This is a genomic window from Streptomyces sp. JLBT605, from assembly GCF_058215555.1.
On record NZ_CM177087.1, the window covers coordinates 4,361,024 to 4,380,811 of the forward strand.

Sequence of the window (19,788 nt, forward strand, 5' to 3'; positions counted from 1 at the left end):
GGGGCATGAGCCCGGACCACCAGCAGCCCTACCCGCCCGCCCCTGCCATGCCCCCGGCGCCGCTCGCCGGTATGCCGCCGCTGGCCACACCGGGCCAGCGGTTCGGGGCCCGGGTGATCGACGGGATGGTGCTCGGGGTGATCTGGTCGGTGATGTTCGCCGCCACCGGCGGGCTCCAGTACGCCATGGACAACCCGGGCGAACAGGACGCGTCCAAGTCGCTCGTCGCGGCGGTGCTCACCTTCGTCCTCTACTTCGCCTACGAGGGGGCGATGCTGGCGCACAGCGGCCAGACCCTCGGCAAGAAGGTGCTGCGGATCCGGGTCGCGATGCTCTCCGACGGCGATGTGCCCGGCCGGCAGGGCTGGGTGCGCGGCGCGGTGTACGCGCTGCCGGGCACCCTGACGCCGCTGACGGTGGGCACGATCTTCTGGCTGCTGAACTCCCTGTGGCAGCTGTGGGACAAGCCGTACCGGCAGAGCATTCACGACAAGGCGGCCAGGACCGTGGTGGTCTCGGCCCTCTGACGTCCCCGCCGGTCAGCCCCGGCGCGAGCCCACCGCCGATTCCGGCTGCTGCGCCGCTCGTTCCCCCGGCGCGGGCGAGGACGCGGACTGGGCGGGAATGGTGGTGCGCGCCGGACCGCCCGCCGCCACCGGGTGCCCGGTGTTCCGGGAGCGGGCCGGGCGCTGCGCGGCGCGGGGGAGCGGCGCGGTGACCGCGACCAGCAGCCCGAGCAGCAGACCCGCCACCGTGATGACGGCGATGCCGGTGGCCGAACGCGACTGGGTCAGCAGCAGCATGGCGAAGGTCGCGAAGACGACGGTGGCCGAACCGTAGGCGAGCTGTGCGGGGGTCGGACGCGGCATGGCGGGATCCGTCCTCAAGACATCGGTGAGCAGGCTTCGGTGCTCAGGGCGGCAAAGGCACGGCGCCCAAGGTGCCAGATGCCCTCGGGCGGCGGCCGGTAAGCGTGACCTGACCCACGCCTCCGTTGCACAGGGGGCGCACGGAGTCATAGCGTGTTTCAACCTGCGAGGCGCTCGCGGCCCTTGGCCCGCAGCGGGGACACGGCGCATGTCCGCTATCCGTGCGATGAGGGCCGGTTAACGTACTGGCCCGCCCTGGCCATGTCAAGGTCTGTCTTTTCTCCTGTCACTCCGGTCAAATACCGCCAAGGTTTGACTGGGGAGGCATATCAGAGTGAACAGCCAACGGAGGGCCGTCAGATCGGCCGCCATCGCCACCGTGATCGCCGCCGTCGGTGCGGCAGCCCTCGGCACGGGTCTGGCGCAGGCGGACGAGACTTCTGCTGCGAAGCCGGTCGAGCGCCATGACCCAGCGCTCGTCACGCCCGGCACCGAGCATGATCTGACGGGGCCGTTCGACAAGGAGCAGGACGCCCGCCGCGAGGCAGCCCTGCGACAGGTCATCTCCGGAGACGCCAAGGCCGTGCGGCGTGGCGACTCCAAGGTGGTCAAGGTCGGCAAGGGGAAGTACGTCGAGCTGGCCCGGGAGAAGACCGACAAGATCTTCACCATCCTGGTCGAGTTCGGCGACAAGGTCGACAACACCACGATGCACGACCCGGACGGCCCCGACGGTCCGCAGCCGCCGGTGAAGAAGTACGGCGGCGAGCCGGGCCCGGCGCACAACACCATCGACCAGCCGGACCGCACCCAGGACAACAGCACCGCCTGGCAGAAGGACTACAACCGCGAGCACTTCCAGGACCTGTACTTCTCCAAGGAGAAGGGCAAGCAGTCCCTGAAGAAGTACTACGAGAAGCAGTCCTCCGGCCGTTACTCGGTCGAGGGCGAGGTCGCCGACTGGGTGAAGGTCGACTGGAACGAGGCCCGCTACGGTTCCAACTACTGCGGCGACACCAACTGCGCCAACGCCTGGGACCTGATCCGCGACGGCGTCAACCAGTGGGCCAAGGACCAGAAGGCGGCCGGCCGCACCGACGCCGAGATCAAGGCGACCGTGGCCAAGTACGACCAGTGGGACCGGTACGACTTCGACGCCGACGGCAACTTCAACGAGCCGGACGGCTACATCGACCACTTCCAGATCGTGCACGCCGGTGAGGACGAGTCCGCGGGCGGCGGCAAGCAGGGCAAGACGGCCATCTGGGCCCACCGCTGGTACGCCTACGGCTCCGACGCCGGCCAGACCGGCCCCGGCCAGAACAGGGCCGGCGGCACCCAGATCGGTGACACCGGCATCTGGGTCGGCGACTACACCATGCAGCCGGAGAACGGCGGGCTGGGTGTCTTCGCCCACGAGTACGGCCACGACCTGGGCCTCCCCGACGAGTACGACACCACCGGCAAGGGTGAGTCCTCCGTCGCCTACTGGTCGCTGATGTCCTCCGGTTCCTGGCTCGGCCGGGGCAAGGACACCATCGGCGACCTGCCCGGCGACATGAACGCCTGGGACAAGCTCCAGCTGGGCTGGCTCAACTACGGCAAGGCCAAGGCCGGGCAGAAGTCCAGCCACAAGCTGGGCGTCGCCGAGTACAACACCAAGCGCAAGCAGGCGCTGGTCGTGGACCTGCCGGCCAAGCCCGTCACCACCGAGGTCGTCAAGCCGGCCGAGGGCACCAAGCAGTGGTGGAGCGGCCAGGGCGACAACCTCAAGAACACCCTGACCCGCTCGGTCGACCTCACCGGTGCCTCCAAGGCCTCCCTGGACCTCAAGGGCTGGTGGGACATCGAGGAGAACTACGACTTCGCCTACGCCGAGGTCTCCACCGACGGCACCAACTGGACCCCGATCGACGGCACCGCGGACGGCAAGCCGCTCCCGCGTGACGGCGGCGACAAGCCGGCGCTCACCGGCGCCTCCGGCGCGTACAAGCAGCTCTCCTTCCCGCTCGACGCCTACGCCGGCAAGAAGATCGACATCCGCTTCCGCTACCAGACGGACGGCGGCGTCAACCTCAAGGGCTTCGCGGCCGACGCCATCACGCTGACCGCCGACGGCAAGCAGCTGTTCGCCGACAACGCCGAGGGCGACGACAACGGCTGGAAGGTCAACGGCTTCTCGCGCATCGGCGCCTCCATCACCAAGGATTACGCGCAGTACTACATCGCGGAGAACCGCCAGTACGTGTCGTACGACAAGACCCTCAAGGTCGGTCCGTACAACTTCGGCTGGACCACCACCAAGCCCCACTGGGTCGAGCACTTCCCGTACCAGAACGGCCTGCTGATCTGGAAGTGGGACACCTCGCAGCAGGACAACAACGTCGGCGTCCACCCCGGCTACGGCCTGGTCCTCCCGGTCGACGCGCACGCCAAGCCGGAGAAGTGGGCGGACGGCACCCTGATGAAGAACCGCTTCCAGGCCTACGACTCGACCTTCAGCCACTTCCGCAGCGACGGCTACACCGTGCACCGCGACGGCGTGGCCACGAAGATCAAGTCGAAGAAGGGCAGCGCGGTCTTCGACGACCGCACCGGCGTCTACTGGTACGACACCAACCCGACCGGTGGTGTCCGGATCACCGACACCAACACCCGCATCAAGATCTCCAAGGAGGCGCTTGACGGCACCTGGATGAACGTCCAGGTCGGCCCGAACGCCAAGTAAAGGAGATCGTCGCAGGTCAGAGCCTTGTTGAGGCTTTAACGGCCGCCGCCCCTAGCGGGCGGCGGCCGTTCGCGTTCATGATGCTCTACGACCACTCTTATTGACATGACATCTCACGGGGGAGATCACCGTATGGCCTACGGAGGATTCACCAAGCTGCCGGGAGGGAGTGTGGTCGTGGCGCTGTCCCTGCCACGCCCACTGGGCGCGGGCGGCATGCCCGGCTCACTCGTCCGGGTACTGGTGCACGCCGCGAACCGCCAGCGCGCCCTGACCAGGCTGCGCAACCTGGGACTGCGCGCCGTCTACCTGCGCGGCAACACCGAGCCGCCGACGCCGGACGAGGTGACCGCCGTCCTGCACCACCCCGACGGCCTGGTCTGGCGCGCGGTCCCGGAGTGCGGCGGGGAACTCTGGCACCCGATCCGGGCCCTGCTGCGCCCGGTGCCCCCGCCGGCCCCCGCCGCGCCCCGCGGCGGAGGCGGCCCCAGTGGGCTGGGTGTCCCCGGCGGCCCGGACGGCCCCGCCCTGATCGCTCCGGTGGCCCCGACGATCCCGGCCGCCTGAGGGTCAGACGACCGGCTTCCCGGTGAGCTCCACGCCCGCCGACCGCAGCTCCTCCAGCGCCTGCTGGGTGGTCTGCTCGGCCACCCCGGCCGTCAGGTCCAGCAGCACCTGCGTGCGGAAGCCCTCGTGGTGGGCGTCCAGGGCGGTGGCCCGCACGCAGTAGTCGGTGGCGATGCCCACCACGTCGACCTCGGTCACATCCCGCTGGCGGAGCCAGTCCGCCAGCGGGGTGCCGTTCTCGTCGGCGCCCTGGAAGCCGCTGTACGCCGCCGCGTAGGCACCCTTGTCGAAGACCGCCTCGACCGCTCCGGAGGCGATGGCCGGGGCGAAGTTCGGGTGGAAGCCGCTGCCCTCGGTGCCGGCCACGCAGTGCACCGGCCAGGTGTGGACGAAGTCGGGGTCGGCCGAGAAGTGGTCACCGGGATTGACGTGGTGGTCACGGGTAGCGACGACATGCCGGTACCCGGCGGTCGCCTGCCCGATCAGATCGGTGATGGCGGCGGCGACGTCGGCGCCACCGGTGACCGGGAGGCTGCCGCCCTCGCAGAAGTCGTTCTGCACATCGACGACGATCAGTGCGCGGTGCATGACGCGTACCTTCCGTAGGGCCGGACCGGGCCGGCGTGCCGTTCCGGTCCGAGGAGGATGTAACTGAGGGTAGAGACTCAGGAGTCAATCCGGGAGTGGGCGGACGGGCACCGGCCCAGGCCGGTCGTCCGGCGGTACCCGGCCACGCGGGCCGGGCCGCCGCTCACCTGAAACCGCCGCTCAGCTGTACTCGGTGGGCAGCACCGGCTCGCCGCGCGAGAGCTGGGTCGCCGACAGCGGGAGCCCGGCCCGCGCCGCCGCGTGCCGGTCGCGGGCGGTGTCCAGCGGCTCGCGGGCCACCACCTCGCCCCCGCGCACCAGCTCCACCAGCAGCTGCCGGTCGCGCAGCTCGGAGGGGACCTCGCCGGAGCCGACCACCTCGGCCTCGGCCACCCCGGCCGCGTCCAGCCGGCGCGCGGCCCACTTGCGGCCGCCGATGGAGAGCTTGCCCCCCATCGACTTCTTCGCCACCGGCCGCAGCGGCGCCCCGGGCGTGCCGCTGTCCGCGCGGGCGACCAGCTTGTAGACCATCGAGCAGGTGGGGTGCCCGCTGCCGGTCACCAGCTGGGTGCCGACGCCGTACGCGTCCACCGGCGCGGCGGCCAGCGAGGCGATCGCGTACTCGTCGAGATCGCTGGTCACCACGATCTTGGTCTCCTTGGCGCCGAGCTCGTCCAGCTGCTGCCGCACCCGGTGCGCGAGCAGCAGCAGGTCCCCGGAGTCGATCCGCACCGCGCCGAGCCCTGTCCCGGCGACCTCGACGGCGGTGCGCACCGCCTCGGTGACGTCGTAGGTGTCCACCAGCAGCGTGGTGGAGCCGCCGAGGGTGTCGACCTGCGCGCTGAAGGCGTCCCGCTCGCTGTCGTGCAGCAGGGTGAAGGCGTGCGCGCTGGTGCCCACGGTCGGGATGTTGTACCGGAAACCGGCCGCCAGATCGGAGGTGGAGGTGAAGCCGCCCACGTAGGCGGCGCGGGCGGCGGCGACGGCGGCCAGCTCATGGGTGCGGCGGGCACCCATCTCGATGAGCGGCCGGTCACCGGCGGCGACGGCCATCCGGGAGGCCGCGGCGGCGACCGCCGAGTCGTGGTTGAGGATGGAGAGGATCACCGTCTCCAGCAGCACCGCCTCCGCGAAGGTGCCCTCCACCCGCATGATCGGGGAGCCGGGGAAGTACACCTCGCCCTCCGGATAGCCCCAGATGTCGCCGCGGAACCGGTAGTCGGCGAGCCAGGCGAGGGTGGGTTCGTCGACGATGCGCTGCTCGGCGAGGAAGTCCAGTACGCCGCTGTCGAAGCGGAAGTTCTCCACGGCGTCCAGCACCCGGCCGGTGCCCGCGACCACGCCGTAGCGGCGGCCCTCGGGCAGACGGCGGGTGAAGACCTCGAAGACCGAAGCCCGGTCGGCGGTGCCGGCCCGCAGCGCGGCCTGCACCATGGTGAGCTCGTACCGGTCGGTGAAGAGCGCCGTCGAAGGAACGGCTACGGGCAACCCCAGATCCGCAGTGTCCATGCACATGATCCTACCGCGAAATCGTCACTCTGACGAAATCTGTCCGACCCCGTTTGTGCGGCGCCCTGCACCGGGTGGCAGCATGGAACCCGTGAGTGTCGCACCGGTGGAGATCGAACGGACCGAGTCGAGCGAGGCGCCCTCCGCGGTGCCCGAGCCCGACGTTCCCTGGGTGACGGTGGTCCACAACGACCCGGTGAACCTCATGAGCTACGTCACCTATGTCTTCCAGAGCTACTTCGGCTACCCGAAGGACAAGGCGCACCAACTGATGCTCGACGTCCACCACAAAGGCCGCGCGATCGTCTCCAGCGGCAGTCGCGAGGAGATGGAACGCGACGTGCAGGCCATGCACGGGTACGGCCTGTGGGCCACCCTTCAGCAGGACCGCTGATGCTGGGACATTTCGAGCCGGTCCCCGGCGGTGGCGCGGCCATCACCCTCGACGACGCCCAGATCTCCATCCTGCGCAGCCTCGCCGTCCAGCTGCTGGAGCTGATCGGCCCCGGTGACGCGGAGCCGCAGGACGCGACCGACCCGTTCGCCGCGCTCTTCGCCGAGGGGCCCAGCGAGCCGCCGTCCGATCCGGCGCTCGCCCGCCTCTTCCCCGACGCCTACGGCGGGCCGGACCGCGAGCTGGGACCGGCGGAGGCGGCCGAGGCGCGCGCCGCGTCGGCGGAGTTCCGCCGCTACACCGAGAACGACCTGCGGGCCCGCAAGCGGGAGGACGCCCTGGTGGTGGTCCGCTCGCTGGACTCGGCCGCCGCCGGTATCTCCGACCTCTCCGGGGCCTCCCGGGCGGACGCGGACACCGATGCCGGCACGGATGCCGGTACGGACGCCGACGCCGAGATCACCGTGCTGGAGCTGGACGCGGAGGACAGCGGGCGGTGGCTGGGCACGCTCAACGACCTGCGCCTGGCGATCGGCACCCGGCTGGAGGTCACGGACGAGGAGGACGGCGGTCAGCTGCTGCGGCTGCCGGACTCCGATCCGCGCAAGCCGATGGTGGTGGCGTACTTCTGGCTGGGCGAGCTTCAGGAGTCACTCGTAGAGACGCTCATGACCTGAGACAAAGCGGCTGATTTCACCGCGTTTCGGACATCTCGGGTGGGTGTTCGCTCAGAGGACCCTCAACTCCGGATAACGATCGCATCACCGCGTACGCCGTATTTGCTGACCGATGAGTCTTTTGTCCGCTTTTTCCTGTGAACCAGTCCACAATCGCCGCTCTGGATCAATGTTGCGGGCGTGATAAATCTTCACGACCACCCGTGGACGACACCCCTGTCCGCGGGGCGCTATCAGTCGGCAGACCGTCGGCAGCACTCCATCCACATCCGGGGGGATCGGGACCCGATCCGAGCCACAGCGGCCGGGTCGGTATGGAGAAAGGCGTCCATCCATGACCTCAGTGCAGGTCGACAAGGTTCACGACGGCAATGAGGCCGCGGGTAACACCCCTGAAGAGGGTTACGAGCGGGGACTTGGCAGCCGCCAGGTCCAGATGATCGCCATCGGTGGTGCCATCGGTGTCGGTCTCTTCATGGGAGCCGGGGCGAACATCGCCAAGGCCGGCCCCAGCATCATCCTGATGTACGCCCTCGCCGGCGTCATCATCTTCTTCATCATGCGGGCGCTCGGCGAGCTGCTCCTGTACCGGCCGTGCTCGGGCTCCTTCGCGGAGTACGCCCGTGAGTTCCTCGGCCCGTTCTTCGGGTACGTCACCGGCTGGACCTACTGGCTGATGTGGGTCGTGACCGGCATGGCCGAGCTCACCGCCGCGGCCATCTACGTCAACTTCTGGTTCCCGGACATCCCGCAATGGGTCAGCGCCCTGGTCTTCCTGGTGGTGCTCTTCGGCGTCAACCTGATCTCGGTGAAGATCTTCGGTGAGGTCGAGTTCTGGTTCTCGATGGTCAAGGTCACCGCGATCATCGGCATGATCGTCATCGGTCTGGGCGTGCTCACCCTCGGCTTCTCCGACGCCGGTGACACCGCCACCCCGTCCAACCTCTGGTCGCACGGCGGCGTCTTCCCCAACGGCATCGGCGACAGCCTGATGACCCTCCAGGGCGTGATGTTCGCCTACCTCGCGGTCGAGCTGGTCGGCGTCACCGCCGGTGAGTCCGAGAACCCGGAGAAGACCCTCCCCAAGGCGATCAACACCCTGCCGTGGCGGATCATCATCTTCTACGTCGGCGCGCTCGCGGTCCTGCTGGCCGTGGTCAAGTGGACCGAGTTCGAGGCCGGGCAGAGCCCGTTCGTCCACGCCTTCGACAAGATCGGCATCCCGTTCGCGGCCGGCATCGTCAACTTCGTGGTCCTCACCGCGGCCCTGTCGTCCTGCAACTCCGGCATGTACTCCACCGGCCGCATGCTGCGCGACCTGGCCGCCAACGGCGAGGCGCCGGGCGTCTTCGGCAAGCTCAACTCCCGCAAGACCCCGGCCATCGGCATCACGCTCTCGGTGATCCTGATGGGCATCGGCGTGGTCCTGAACTACGTCGTCCCGGACAAGGCGTTCGAGTACGTCGTCTCGGTCGCCACCGCCGCCGGTATCTGGACCTGGATGATGATCCTCGTCAGCCACATCCGCTACCGCAGCGCGGTCACCAAGGGCCGACTGCCGGGCTCCTCCTTCCCGGCCCCCGGCGGTGCCGTCTTCAGCTGGGTCGCCCTGATCTTCCTGATCTGCGTCACCGGCATGATCGCCTACGACAAGGACGCCCGCGTCTCGCTGTACGTCGGCGCCGGCTGGGCGGTCGCCCTGGCCGTCGGCTGGTTCATCCTCAAGAGCCGCAACCCGCAGCTCGCGCAGGGTGGCGCCGCCGAGCAGGAGAAGGAGCTCGCCGCCAAGTAACGCGGCGTCTCACGGCAGCATCTCAGCAGGCGGGCTCTGGATCTCGACTCCAGAGCCCGCCTTTTATTGTGTGCACCATGCTGACCATCACCAAGGCCCTCCACGACCAGATCGTCGCGCACGCCCGTGTGGACCACCCCGACGAGGCGTGCGGCGTGGTCGCCGGCCCGGCCGGCAGCGGCCGCCCCGAGCGGTTCATCCCGATGCTCAACGCGGCCCGTTCGCCCACCTTCTACGAGTTCGACTCGACCGACCTGCTCAAGCTCTACCGGGAGATGGACGACCGGGACGAGGAGCCGGTCGTCATCTACCACTCGCACACCGCCACCGAGGCCTACCCCTCCCGCACCGACATCTCCTACGCCAACGAGCCCGGCGCGCACTACGTCCTGGTCTCCACGGCCGACTGCGGCAATGACGAGGGCCCGGTGCAGTTCCGATCGTTCCGCATCGTGGACGGCGAAGTGACCGAAGAAGAGGTCAAGGTCGTCGAGGCGTACTGATCCGCCACCTCCGGGCCCCATTCATCCCAACACGTGGTCGCAGAACGTCCGGATCCCGGGACGAGCTTCCGGGGCCGGGCCCGGGAATCGTTACGATGACCGCATGGTTGTCCAGGACGTGAGCGACACCTGACTCCTCCCTGACCGCGTCCGGGGGGAGCCAGTGGAGCGCCGTCCACCGCCGGACGGGCCCGCCGTCAACAGCCCCGCCTTCTCACAGGAGCCCCTACATGGCCATCGAGGTCCGTATCCCGACCATCCTCCGCACCTACACCGACGGCCAGAAGGCGGTCGAAGGCAAGGGCGGCACGCTCGCCGAGCTCTTCGCCGACCTCGAGACGCGGCACACCGGCATCGAGGCCCGGCTGGTCGAGGACGGCAAGCTGCGCCGCTTCGTCAACGTCTACCTCAACGACGAGGACGTCCGCTTCCTGGACGGCATCGCCACCCAGCTCTCCGACGGCGACAGCGTGACCATCCTGCCCGCCGTGGCCGGAGGCGCGCGCTGAGATGCGCTACGACAGCCCGCTGGCCGCGGTGGGGAACACCCCGCTCGTCCGGCTGCCCCGGCTCTCCCCCTCCACCGACGTCCGGATCTGGGCGAAGCTGGAGGACCGCAATCCGACCGGTTCGGTCAAGGACCGCCCCGCGCTCCACATGATCGAACAGGCCGAGAAGGACGGCCGGTTGCGGCCCGGCTGCACCATCCTGGAGCCGACCAGCGGAAACACCGGCATCTCGCTCGCCATGGCGGCCAAGCTCAAGGGCTACCGCATCGTGTGCGTCATGCCGGAGAACACCAGCGAGGAGCGCCGCCGGCTGCTCGCCATGTGGGGCGCGGAGATCGTCTCCTCACCCGCCGCCGGCGGCTCCAACACCGCCGTGCGGGTCGCCAAGGAGCTGGCCGCCGAGCACCCCGACTGGGTGATGCTCTACCAGTACGGAAACCCGGACAACGCCGGCGCCCACTACGCCACCACCGGCCCGGAGATCCTCGCCGACCTGCCCTCCATCACCCACTTCGTCGCCGGGCTCGGCACCACCGGCACGCTGATGGGCGTCGGCCGCTATCTGCGCGAGCACGTCCCCGGCATCCAGATCGTCGCGGCCGAGCCCCGCTACGACGACGTGGTGTACGGACTGCGCAACCTGGACGAGGGCTTCGTCCCCGAGCTGTACGACGCGTCGGTGCTCACCACGCGCTTCTCGGTCGGCTCCGAGGACGCCGTCGCCCGCACCCGTGAACTCCTCAACCAGGAGGGGATCTTCGCCGGGGTCTCCACCGGCGCCGCGCTGCACGCCGCGCTCGGCGTCGCCCGCAAGGCCGTCAAGGCCGGGCAGAGCGCCGATGTGGTCTTCGTCGTCGCCGACGGCGGCTGGAAGTACCTGTCCACCGGCGTCTACACGGCGGCCACGACCGAGGAAGCGATCGAGGCGCTGCACGGCCAGCTCTGGGCCTAGCAGCTCCGCGACCCGCCACGTCACCTCCGCACGGCCCACGGCCGGACCTTGGAAAAGGTCCGGCCGTCCTGGTGATTCCAGCCACAACGCAGGCTCGCAGAGGAGCGACCTGGGCTTTCGCGCCTTACTCTCGTGGGCACCGCATGACCCCCGGACCCGCCCCTGGCCTTCGGCATGGGGACCCCCAAGGAGGTTCCTGCTTCATGAAGCTCACCGTCGTCGGATGCTCGGGGTCGTTCCCGTCAGCGGAATCGGCCTGTTCGAGCTACCTCGTAGAGGCCGACGGCTTCCGGCTGCTGCTCGACATGGGCAACGGCGCCCTCGGCGAGCTCCAGCGCCACATCGGTCTGTACGACCTCGACGCGGTCCTGCTGTCCCACCTGCACCCCGACCACTGCATCGACATGTGCGGCTACTTCGTCGCCCGCTACTACCGCTTCGACGGCGGGCGCGCGCACGCCATCCCGGTCCACGGACCCGAGGGCACCGAGCAGCGGCTGGTCCGGGCGTACGACGACGTCCCGGACGAGACCTGCATGCGGGAGGTCTTCGACTTCCACACCCTGACTCCGGGCACCTTCACCGTCGGCCCGTTCACGGTGACCTGCGCCCGGGTCTGCCACCCGGTGGAGGCGTTCGGCTTCCGGATCGAGCACCGCGGCCGCACCCTGGTCTACTCCGGCGACACCGGGCCCTGCCGGTCGCTGCGTGAGCTGGCCGAGGGGGCGGACCTGTTCCTGTGCGAGGCGGCGTTCACCCACGGCAAGGAAGACATCCCCAAGCTGCACCTCAACGGCCGCCAGGCGGGGGAGCACGCGCAGGCCGCCGGCGTCCGCAGCCTGGTCCTCACCCACATTCCGCCGTGGACCGATCCGCAGGTCAACCAGCGCGACGCGCAGGAGGTCTTCGACGGGCCGGTGGAGCTGGCGAAGGCCGGCGCGGTCTACGAGATCTAGCGCCGCCGCCGGCGGACGGACGTGCGAAGGGCCCCCGAACCGAGCGGTTCGGGGGCCCTTGACGCAGTCGGTCGGGATCAGGCCTTGTACTGGGCCTTGTCCTGCTCGGCGATCTCCTCGTCGGACTCGCGGCCCGGCGTCGGGAGATTGAACTTGATGATCGCGAAGCGGAAGATCACGTAGTACAGCGCCGCGAAGCACAGGCCGACGCCGACCAGCATCCACGGCTTGGTCGCGATGCCGAAGTTGAGCAGGAAGTCGATGGCGCCGGCCGAGAAGCCGAAGCCGTCCTTCATGCCCAGAGCCCAGGTCAGCGCCAGCGAGACACCCGTGAGCACCGCGTGGATGGCGTACAGCACCGGCGCGATGAACATGAAGGTGAACTCGATCGGCTCGGTCACACCGGTGACGAAGGCAGTGAGCGCGACGGAGAACATCATGCCGCCGACGACCTTGCGCCGCTCGGGGCGGGCGCAGTGCACGATGGCCAGGCAGGCGGCCGGCAGGGCGAACATCATGATCGGGAAGAAGCCGGTCATGAACTGGCCGGCGGCCGGGTCGCCCTCCAGGAAGCGGGCGATGTCGCCGTGCTTGTCGTGGAAGTCACCGGCCTGGAGCCAGGGGAAGGAGTTGAGCAGGTGGTGCATGCCGACGGGGATCAGCGCCCGGTTGGCCACACCGAAGATGCCCGCGCCGGCGGCACCGGAGCCGACCAGCCACTCACCGAAGTTGTGCAGACCCGAGCCGAGGACCGGCCAGATGTAGCCGAAGGCGACGCCGATGAACAGGCCGGCGAAGGCCGCCAGGATCGGGACCAGGCGGCGGCCGCCGAAGAAGCCCAGCCAGTCCGGGAGCTTCTTGCGGCTGTACCGCTGGTAGAGGAGGGCGACGACGATGCCCATCACCACGCCGCCGAGGACGCCGGCGTTGACCGCCGGAGCGACTTCGACGATCTTGTCGCCCTCGACCACCTTCTCCTTGGGCAGATTGCCGTCGGTGAAGGTGCCCAGCACCTTGCTGAAGACGAGGTAGCCGACGACGGCGGCGAGCGCGGTGGAGCCGTCCGCCTTCTTGGCGAAGCCGATGGCGATGCCGACGGCGAACAGCAGCGGCATGTTGTCCAGCAGCGCGCCGCCGCCCGCCGCCAGGAACTCGGCGATCTTGTTCAGGAAGGCGGGAAGCGATTCCTTCCCGAGCATGTCGTCATGGCCCAGGCGGACCATGAGGGCCGCGGCGGGCAGCGTGGCGATGGGCAGCATGAGGCTGCGGCCGATGCGCTGGGCCACGGCCATGACGCTGGAGCCGCGGCCTTTCTTGTCGGGGGCCGCGGTGGCGGTGGCCGTACTCATCGGGTTCCTCCTGGTGAGGCGGGCGCTCGAAGGGGGGACAGCCCGCTTTTGGTCTACACCACTTGGTGGTGTAGACCTGTTGTAGCACGGGGGTCTCCGTGGAAGGAATCCGTTGTTCCATGGTGCCACGTGGTCTAAACCAGATTGTGATCGGGGCGACATCGGCTTCGCGGCCGCCCCTCAGGCCCTGACGTTCTCCTCCTCCCGCTCCTCGGTGTCCGGCTCCCGGCCCGGCGTCTGGAGATCGAATCTGGTGATCAGGAAGCGGAAGAGGGCGTAGTAGACCGCCGCGAAGCACAGCCCGATCGGGATGATCAGCCACGGTCTGGTGGCCAGTCCCCAGTTGATGACGTAGTCGATCAGCCCGGCCGAGAAACTGAAGCCGTCGTGCACCCCCAGTGACCAGGTGACCGCCATCGACACCCCGGTGAGCAGGGCGTGGATCGCGTAGAGCGCCGGGGCCACGAAGAGGAAGGAGTACTCGATGGGCTCGGTGATGCCGGTGACCAGCGAGGTGAGCCCCACCGACAGCATCATCCCGCTCACTTCCTTCCGGCGCGCGGGCTTGGCGCAGTGGGCGATGGCGAGCGCGGCGGCGGGCAGCGCGAACATCATGATCGGGAAGAACCCCGAGGTGAAGATCCCCGCATGCGGGTCCCCGTTGAGGAAGCGGTTGATGTCGCCCTGATAGGTCTTGCCGTCCGGCGCGGTCCAGCTGCCGTACTGGTACCAGGCGAAGGTGTTGAGGAACTGGTGCAGCCCCACCGTGAGCAGCGCCCGGTTCGCCACCCCGAACAGCCCCGACCCCCAGGCGCCCAGACCGGTCAGCCAGTCGCTGAACTCCTCCAGCGCGTCGCCCACCGGCGGCCAGACCCCCAGGCACACCACCGCGAAGACCACCCCGACGAAGGACATCAGGATCGGGACCAGCCGCCGGCCGTTGAAGAACCCGAGCCAGTCCACCAGCCTGGTGCGGTGATACCGCTGCCAGATCCAGGCGGAGAACAGGCCCAGCAGGATGCCGCCGAAGACTCCGGGGTTCTGCGGCTTGCCGTCGTCGTCCGGGAACTGGGCCAGCACGTTGTGGTAGACGAGGAAGCCGGCCACCGCCGCCAGCGCGGTCGAGCCGTCCGACTTCTTCGCCATGCCGATGGCCACGCCCACGCAGAACAGCAGCGGCAGCCCGAGCACCGGGTCGAGCAGCGCGCCGCCCGCCCCGGCGAAGACCTTCGCCACGTTGTCCCAGCCGAGCCCGTCGGAGCCGAACACGTCCTTCTGCCCCAGCCGGTTGAGGATGCCCGCCGCGGGCAGCACGGCGATCGGCAGCTGAAGGCTGCGGCCCATCTTCTGCAGGGCCTGGAAGAGTGAAGAGGTCCAGCGGCGCCCGGCCGGCCGGGACCGGGCCGGGGGACCTCCGGGCGGCGGGCCCTCGGGACCGGAGGCGGCCGCCGCGCTGTCGGAACTCATCCCAGCCCTCCCGGCTGCGGTTGTCCAAGACGCTTGCCGCATAATGGTGTAGACCACTCGCGGGTGTGTGGTCCGGCGCATGGGCCGGCCGGGGCGCCGCCCTGGCCCACGCCGCCGGATGATCGTCATCTTTCGTCAGATGACGGACATACGCCTGCGAAGTTGGGCTGAACGTGGTTAACGTATGAAAACCGCTCGTCGGTATCGCCGAAGGGCCGAGACAACAGGAGTGGCCATGGCCAGCAAGGCTGAGAAGATCGTCGCCGGGCTCGGCGGTCTCGACAACATCGACGAGATCGAGGGCTGCATCACCCGGCTCCGCACCGAGGTCGCCGACCCCGACCTGGTCAACGAGGCCGCCCTCAAGGCCGCCGGTGCGCACGGCGTGGTGAAGATGGGCACCGCCATCCAGGTCGTCATCGGCACCGACGCCGACCCGATCGCCGCCGAGATCGAAGACATGATGTGACGTTTCGGCGCACGAAGACATGATGTGACGTCCGGCGCACGGTGACGTCCCATCCGGCGAAGGGCCCCGGCCCCCGCGAGCGGCAGCCGCTCACCGGGGCCGGGGCCCTTCGCCTAGCCGATAGGCTCATCCCATGTCTCGAATCGACGGCCGCACCCCCGATCAGCTCCGCCCCGTGACCATCGAACGCGGATGGAGCAAGCACGCCGAGGGCTCCGTCCTCGTCTCCTTCGGGGACACCCGCGTACTGTGCACCGCCAGCGTCACCGAAGGTGTCCCGCGCTGGCGCAAGGGCAGCGGCGAGGGCTGGGTCACCGCGGAGTACGCCATGCTGCCCCGCTCGACCAACACCCGCGGCGACCGCGAATCGGTGCGAGGCAAGATCGGCGGCCGCACCCACGAGATCTCCCGGCTCATCGGCCGCTCGCTGCGCGCCGTCATCGACTACAAGGCCCTCGGCGAGAACACCGTGGTCCTGGACTGCGACGTCCTCCAGGCCGACGGCGGCACCCGCACCGCCGCCATCACCGGCGCCTACGTCGCGCTCGCCGACGCCGTCAGCTGGGCCCAGGCCCGCAAGCTGGTCAAGGCCGGCCGCCGCCCGCTCACCGGCACCGTCGCCGCCGTCAGCGTCGGCATCGTCGACGGCGTCCCGCTGCTGGACCTGTGCTACGAGGAGGACGTGCGCGCCGAGACCGACATGAACGTGGTCTGCACCGGCGACGGCCGCTTCGTCGAGGTCCAGGGCACCGCGGAAGGCGCCCCCTTCGCCCGCGAGGAGCTCAACGGCCTGCTGGACCTGGCGGTGGCGGGCTGCGGGCGCCTGGACGAGCTCCAGCGTGAGGCCCTCGCCAAGACGCTCTAGCCGTCGCCGGCCGTCGTCGTTTCCTCCCGGGCTTGCGGATGAGCAACCCGGGAGACGGGTTCAGGCGTTCTTACAGATGCCCGTATCGAGGGGGAGGGACCCGCAGATGACCGCACACCGATCGACCGGCCGACGCCGCACCACCGTCACCGCGCTCGCCGCCGTGGCCGCGCTCGCCCTGGCCACACCACTGCTGACCGGCTGCGACGCCGTCCGCAAGGCCGTCGACTGCGCACAGCTCGCCCTGGAGATATCCAACGACGTGGACGATCTGCAGCGCGCGGTGACCGGCGCCGCGGTGGACCCGGACGAGGCCGACCGGATCATCGACACCCTCGACCAGGACATCGACAAGATGGCCAACAAGGCCGACAACCCGGACGTCGGCAAGGCCCTCGACGACCTCCAGAAGGCCGTCGACAATGTCCAGACGGCCATCGACCAGGGCAAGAACCCCGACTTCACCCCGGTCGCCGACGCCATGGGCGAACTCACCAAGGTCTGCTCACCGGGATAATCGCCCAATGCAGCAGCCACCATCCGATCCAGCGGTCCGCCTGATCCTCGCCACCCGCAACGCCAACAAGGTCACCGAACTGCGGGCGATCCTCACCGGGGCCGGGCTCGACGTCGAACTCGTCGGCGCCGACGCCTACCCCGAGATCCCCGACGTCAAGGAGACCGGCGTCACCTTCGCCGAGAACGCCCTGCTGAAGGCACACGCCCTCGCCCGCGCCACCGGCCTGCCCGCGGTCGCCGACGACTCCGGCCTGTGCGTGGACGTACTCGGCGGCGCCCCCGGCATCTTCTCCGCCCGCTGGGCCGGCCGGCACGGCGACGACAAGGCCAACCTGGACCTGCTCCTCGCCCAGCTCGGCGACATCGCGGACGAGCACCGCGCCGCCCACTTCGCCTGCGCCGCCGCGCTGGCCCTTCCCGACGGCCGCGAGCAGGTCGTCGAGGGCCGTCTGGAGGGCACCCTGCGGCACGAGCCCGCAGGCTCCGGCGGCTTCGGCTACGACCCGATCCTCCAGCCGCTCGGCGAGTCGCGCACCTGCGCCGAGCTCACCCCGGAGGAGAAGAACGCCATCAGCCACCGCGGGAAGGCGTTTCGGGCACTGGTGCCCGTGGTGCGCGAACTGCTGGGCTGACACGCGAGTGGCGGAGCCCCGGTCTGCGGGGCCCCGCCACTCCTGTGCACGTGGGACCGGTCGGATTCGAACCGACACTGTTCAGCACCTAAAGCTGTTGCCTCCTGCCGTTGGGCTACGGTCCCGGCTCGACCAGGGTAGTACTCGGCGAAGACAGGTGCTTCAACCCCCCTCGGCTTGACGTCTCTTCACGGTGGGACGCCCGGGTGTGCGGACGGTCTGCGAGGCGGTGGTCCGGTTCTTTCCACGGCCGCAGTAAGTGTCCGTAACCGCATGACAATTCGGGCACAGCAGCCTGAGATTACCCGGGGTGTTGTCCAGCCAGTCACCGTTGATGTGGTCGACTTCCAGCGTCATCGGGCGCCCGCGCCAGACAGGCCCGACACCGCAGCCTGCGCATCGCTCCGGGACGCCTGTCTCCAGCAGCTTGCTGACTGAGCTGCGATATCCGCGAGTAATGCGCGGGTGTACTTCATCGGGCGCATGGTTTCCCTCCCGAGCGTGCGCCGCATCGTCGAACTGATCAACGAAGGGGAGGGTGGGTGGTTACGCGCCTGTGCGGCGGAGTGCGCCGCACAGGCGCGCCGGAGTCAGAGCCCCAGGTCCTTGATGATCTTCGCTACGTGGCCGGTGGCCTTCACGTTGTACAGCGCGCGCTCGACCTTGCCCTGCTCGTCGACGATGACGGTCGAGCGGATCACGCCGGTGACCGTCTTGCCGTACAGCTTCTTCTCGCCGAAGGCGCCGTACGCCTCCAGGACGGACTTGTCCGGGTCGCCGAGCAGGGTGACCTTCAGCTCCTCCTTGTCGCGGAACTTCGCCAGCTTCTCCGGCTTGTCCGGCGAGATGCCGATGACGTCGTAGCCGTGACCGGCGAGGAAGTCCAGGTTGTCGGTGAAGTCGCACGCCTGCTTGGTGCATCCCGGGGTGAGGGCGGCCGGGTAGAAGTAGACGATGACCTTCCGGCCCGCGTGGTCGGCGAGCGAGATCTGCTTGCCGTCCGCGTCGGGCAGGGTGAACGCCGGGGCGGTGTCGCCGGGCTGGAGTCGCTCGCTCATGGCTCTCCTCGTGAGGTGCGGTGCGTACCCCCGAGACTAGCCAGCGGGGCAAACGGGGGTGCTGTGGGGCATCGGCGCGAGTGAGCTGACAGACTGTCCACCACGGACGGACTTCAGATCGACGACCATGTGACGGAGGCAGCGCGGTGTCGGATGCCAGGACCCCTGCGCAGATCGAGGCGGACATCGCCCGCAGGCGGCAGGAGCTCGCCCTCACGCTCGACGAGATCGGGGTGCGCATGCACCCCAAGACGATCATCGGCGACGCGAAGGCGAAGGCGGCGTCGGCCGTGGACCGCACCGCCGGGCGTGCCTACGTGGCCGCCAACCGCGTGCTGACCAACGTGCGCGGCCAGCTGGTCGGGGAGGACGGCGCGCCCCGGCTGGAGCGGATCGTGCCGGTCGCGATGGTGGCCGTCGGCGTGATCGGGCTGCTCACGGTCTCCGCGCGACGCCGTCACAGCTGATCGCCGGGGCGTGGCTGTGGCCGCCCTGAGGCGCCGTCGGGCCTTGCGGACAGGTACGGTCATGTCGTGAGTGCGAACACCTCCCATGACAAGCTGCCCATCCGGATGCTGCACGACCGGGTGCTGGTCCGTACCGACATCCCCGAGGGCGAGCGCCGCTCGTCCGGCGGCATCGTGATCCCGGCGACGGCCGCGGTGGGCAGGCGGCTGGCCTGGGCCGAGGTGGTCGCGGTCGGGCAGAACGTCCGCACCGTGGAGACCGGCGACCGGGTGCTGTACGACCCGGAGGACCGGGCCGAGGTCGAGGTCCGGGGCGTCGCCTACGTCCTGATGCGGGAGCGGGATCTGCACGCGGTCGCGGCCGAGCGCCTGGAGGGCGCGGACGACTCCACGGGGCTGTATCTGTAGCGGGAGCCGTGGCGGGATCCTTGGCGGCGAACGACCGATCCATCGGATCGATCAAGGGTGGTGACGGGAGTCACCACCCTTTTTCTGTGTCTTTGCTACGGTCGAGGACATCCCGACGAGACGCGCCGTACCGGGTCATGCAAAGACGACGCACCCCCTGGAGAGATTCCTGACACGGAGGTGCCGTCATGGCCTGGGTCCTGCTCATCGTCGCCGGTCTGCTGGAGGTCGGCTGGTCGATCGGGATGAAGTTCACCGACGGATTCACCCGGCTGTGGCCCAGCGTCCTCACCGGCGCGGGCATCGTGGCCAGCATGCTGCTGCTGTCGTACGCAGCCCGGACGCTGCCGATCGGTACCGCTTACGGCGTGTGGGTGGGCATCGGCGCGGCCGGCGCGGCGGTGCTCGGCATGGTGGCGCTCGGTGAGCCCGCCACCGCCGCCCGGATCTTCTTCGTGGGGCTGCTGCTGGTGGCGGTGGTCGGCCTGAAGGCCACCTCCGGCCACTGAG

General features: G+C 69.4%; 22 protein-coding genes, 1 tRNA gene, 2 pseudogenes and 1 riboswitch. Of the genes and pseudogenes, 17 read left to right on the top strand and 8 right to left on the bottom strand.

Annotation, left to right across the window (positions count from 1 at the left end; all coding sequences use genetic code 11):
- The first annotated feature begins 5 nt into the window (after window positions 1-5).
- Window positions 6-527 (top strand): RDD family protein, encoded by a 522-nt coding sequence (locus AC4BDD_RS18860; RefSeq protein ID WP_490686619.1) that lies wholly within the window; start codon window positions 6-8, stop codon window positions 525-527.
- Window positions 528-539: 12 nt separating this feature from the next.
- Here AC4BDD_RS18860 and AC4BDD_RS18865 read toward each other — a convergent pair whose 3' ends face one another.
- Entirely contained in the window at window positions 540-869 is a 330-nt protein-coding gene (locus tag AC4BDD_RS18865; RefSeq protein ID WP_490686620.1) for a hypothetical protein, read from the bottom strand.
- 334 nt (window positions 870-1,203) lie between these two features.
- Here AC4BDD_RS18865 and AC4BDD_RS18870 point away from each other — a divergent pair, with 334 nt between their 5' ends.
- Together AC4BDD_RS18870 and AC4BDD_RS18875 are read left to right on the top strand one after the other, a co-directional pair.
- A complete protein-coding gene (locus AC4BDD_RS18870; RefSeq protein ID WP_490686621.1) occupies window positions 1,204-3,597 on the top strand; it encodes an immune inhibitor A domain-containing protein in 2,394 nt (797 codons plus the stop codon).
- 132 nt (window positions 3,598-3,729) lie between these two features.
- Window positions 3,730-4,050, top strand: a pseudogene (locus tag AC4BDD_RS18875) (hypothetical protein); the annotation flags it as partial.
- A 117-nt stretch (window positions 4,051-4,167) separates the two neighbouring features.
- Here the strand turns inward: AC4BDD_RS18875 and AC4BDD_RS18880 are convergent.
- Both AC4BDD_RS18880 and AC4BDD_RS18885 read right to left on the bottom strand, forming a co-directional pair.
- A complete protein-coding gene (locus AC4BDD_RS18880; RefSeq protein ID WP_490686622.1) occupies window positions 4,168-4,752 on the bottom strand; it encodes a nicotinamidase in 585 nt (194 codons plus the stop codon).
- A gap of 180 nt (window positions 4,753-4,932) precedes the next feature.
- A complete protein-coding gene (locus AC4BDD_RS18885) occupies window positions 4,933-6,261 on the bottom strand; it encodes a nicotinate phosphoribosyltransferase (RefSeq protein WP_490686623.1) in 1,329 nt (442 codons plus the stop codon).
- Window positions 6,262-6,343: 82 nt separating this feature from the next.
- Here AC4BDD_RS18885 and clpS point away from each other — a divergent pair, with 82 nt between their 5' ends.
- The 7 genes from clpS to AC4BDD_RS18920 all read left to right on the top strand — a co-directional run bounded on the left by clpS (window position 6,344) and on the right by AC4BDD_RS18920 (window position 12,044).
- Complete coding sequence (clpS, locus tag AC4BDD_RS18890; protein WP_490686624.1) at window positions 6,344-6,655, top strand: ATP-dependent Clp protease adapter ClpS; 312 nt, start codon at window positions 6,344-6,346, stop codon at window positions 6,653-6,655.
- Complete coding sequence (locus AC4BDD_RS18895) at window positions 6,655-7,332, top strand: DUF2017 domain-containing protein (protein WP_490686625.1); 678 nt, start codon at window positions 6,655-6,657, stop codon at window positions 7,330-7,332. The genes clpS and AC4BDD_RS18895 overlap by 1 nt, the downstream gene beginning before the upstream one ends.
- Before the next feature lie 334 nt (window positions 7,333-7,666).
- Window positions 7,667-9,124, top strand: coding sequence for an amino acid permease (locus AC4BDD_RS18900; RefSeq protein WP_490686626.1), 1,458 nt, complete (start codon window positions 7,667-7,669; stop codon window positions 9,122-9,124).
- Between the two features lie 77 nt (window positions 9,125-9,201).
- On the top strand, window positions 9,202-9,627 hold the full coding sequence (locus tag AC4BDD_RS18905; protein WP_490686627.1) for a M67 family metallopeptidase: 426 nt from the start codon (window positions 9,202-9,204) through the stop codon (window positions 9,625-9,627).
- Between the two features lie 230 nt (window positions 9,628-9,857).
- Window positions 9,858-10,136: a MoaD/ThiS family protein gene (locus tag AC4BDD_RS18910; protein WP_490686628.1), complete on the top strand. Its 279-nt coding sequence runs from the start codon at window positions 9,858-9,860 to the stop codon at window positions 10,134-10,136.
- Window position 10,137: 1 nt separating this feature from the next.
- Window positions 10,138-11,088 (top strand): PLP-dependent cysteine synthase family protein, encoded by a 951-nt coding sequence (locus AC4BDD_RS18915; RefSeq protein ID WP_490686629.1) that lies wholly within the window; start codon window positions 10,138-10,140, stop codon window positions 11,086-11,088.
- A 203-nt stretch (window positions 11,089-11,291) separates the two neighbouring features.
- Window positions 11,292-12,044, top strand: coding sequence for an MBL fold metallo-hydrolase (locus AC4BDD_RS18920; protein ID WP_490686630.1), 753 nt, complete (start codon window positions 11,292-11,294; stop codon window positions 12,042-12,044).
- Window positions 12,045-12,121: 77 nt separating this feature from the next.
- Here AC4BDD_RS18920 and AC4BDD_RS18925 read toward each other — a convergent pair whose 3' ends face one another.
- A complete protein-coding gene (locus AC4BDD_RS18925) occupies window positions 12,122-13,393 on the bottom strand; it encodes a PTS transporter subunit EIIC (protein ID WP_490686631.1) in 1,272 nt (423 codons plus the stop codon).
- A 180-nt stretch (window positions 13,394-13,573) separates the two neighbouring features.
- Window positions 13,574-14,860: a PTS transporter subunit EIIC gene (locus AC4BDD_RS18930; protein WP_490686632.1), complete on the bottom strand. Its 1,287-nt coding sequence runs from the start codon at window positions 14,858-14,860 to the stop codon at window positions 13,574-13,576.
- A 235-nt stretch (window positions 14,861-15,095) separates the two neighbouring features.
- Between AC4BDD_RS18930 and AC4BDD_RS18935 the strand changes: the two genes are divergently transcribed.
- The 4 genes from AC4BDD_RS18935 to rdgB all read left to right on the top strand — a co-directional run bounded on the left by AC4BDD_RS18935 (window position 15,096) and on the right by rdgB (window position 17,345).
- A complete protein-coding gene (locus tag AC4BDD_RS18935) occupies window positions 15,096-15,329 on the top strand; it encodes a PTS sugar transporter subunit IIB (protein WP_490686633.1) in 234 nt (77 codons plus the stop codon).
- A 133-nt stretch (window positions 15,330-15,462) separates the two neighbouring features.
- The gene (gene rph, locus AC4BDD_RS18940; RefSeq protein ID WP_490686634.1) at window positions 15,463-16,194 is read left to right on the top strand and encodes a ribonuclease PH; all 732 of its coding nucleotides are present in this window, start codon (window positions 15,463-15,465) and stop codon (window positions 16,192-16,194) included.
- 106 nt (window positions 16,195-16,300) lie between these two features.
- Window positions 16,301-16,711, top strand: a complete 411-nt coding sequence (locus tag AC4BDD_RS18945) for a hypothetical protein (protein ID WP_490686635.1) — start codon at window positions 16,301-16,303, stop codon at window positions 16,709-16,711.
- A gap of 7 nt (window positions 16,712-16,718) precedes the next feature.
- Window positions 16,719-17,345 carry an RdgB/HAM1 family non-canonical purine NTP pyrophosphatase gene (gene rdgB / locus AC4BDD_RS18950; RefSeq protein WP_490686636.1) on the top strand — a complete coding sequence of 209 codons (627 nt, stop codon included), beginning with the start codon at window positions 16,719-16,721 and terminating at the stop codon, window positions 17,343-17,345.
- Between the two features lie 51 nt (window positions 17,346-17,396).
- On the opposite strand, the gene AC4BDD_RS18955 is transcribed toward rdgB, so the two are convergent.
- The 3 genes and pseudogenes from AC4BDD_RS18955 to bcp form a co-directional block, all read right to left on the bottom strand.
- Window positions 17,397-17,470, bottom strand: a tRNA-Leu gene (locus tag AC4BDD_RS18955).
- 37 nt (window positions 17,471-17,507) lie between these two features.
- A pseudogene (locus AC4BDD_RS18960) lies at window positions 17,508-17,771 on the bottom strand (HNH endonuclease signature motif containing protein); the annotation flags it as partial.
- 164 nt (window positions 17,772-17,935) lie between these two features.
- Window positions 17,936-18,403, bottom strand: a complete 468-nt coding sequence (gene bcp, locus AC4BDD_RS18965; protein WP_490686637.1) for a thioredoxin-dependent thiol peroxidase — start codon at window positions 18,401-18,403, stop codon at window positions 17,936-17,938.
- Window positions 18,404-18,549: 146 nt separating this feature from the next.
- On the opposite strand from bcp, the gene AC4BDD_RS18970 reads away from it, so the two are divergent.
- From AC4BDD_RS18970 to AC4BDD_RS18980, 3 genes are all read left to right on the top strand, one after another.
- Window positions 18,550-18,870, top strand: coding sequence for a DUF3618 domain-containing protein (locus AC4BDD_RS18970; RefSeq protein WP_490686638.1), 321 nt, complete (start codon window positions 18,550-18,552; stop codon window positions 18,868-18,870).
- 66 nt (window positions 18,871-18,936) lie between these two features.
- A complete protein-coding gene (locus AC4BDD_RS18975) occupies window positions 18,937-19,278 on the top strand; it encodes a GroES family chaperonin (RefSeq protein WP_490686639.1) in 342 nt (113 codons plus the stop codon).
- A 95-nt stretch (window positions 19,279-19,373) separates the two neighbouring features.
- Window positions 19,374-19,433: riboswitch (guanidine-III (ykkC-III) riboswitch) on the top strand.
- Window positions 19,434-19,466: 33 nt separating this feature from the next.
- Complete coding sequence (locus AC4BDD_RS18980; protein ID WP_490686640.1) at window positions 19,467-19,787, top strand: DMT family transporter; 321 nt, start codon at window positions 19,467-19,469, stop codon at window positions 19,785-19,787.
- The last annotated feature ends 1 nt before the right edge of the window (window position 19,788 follow it).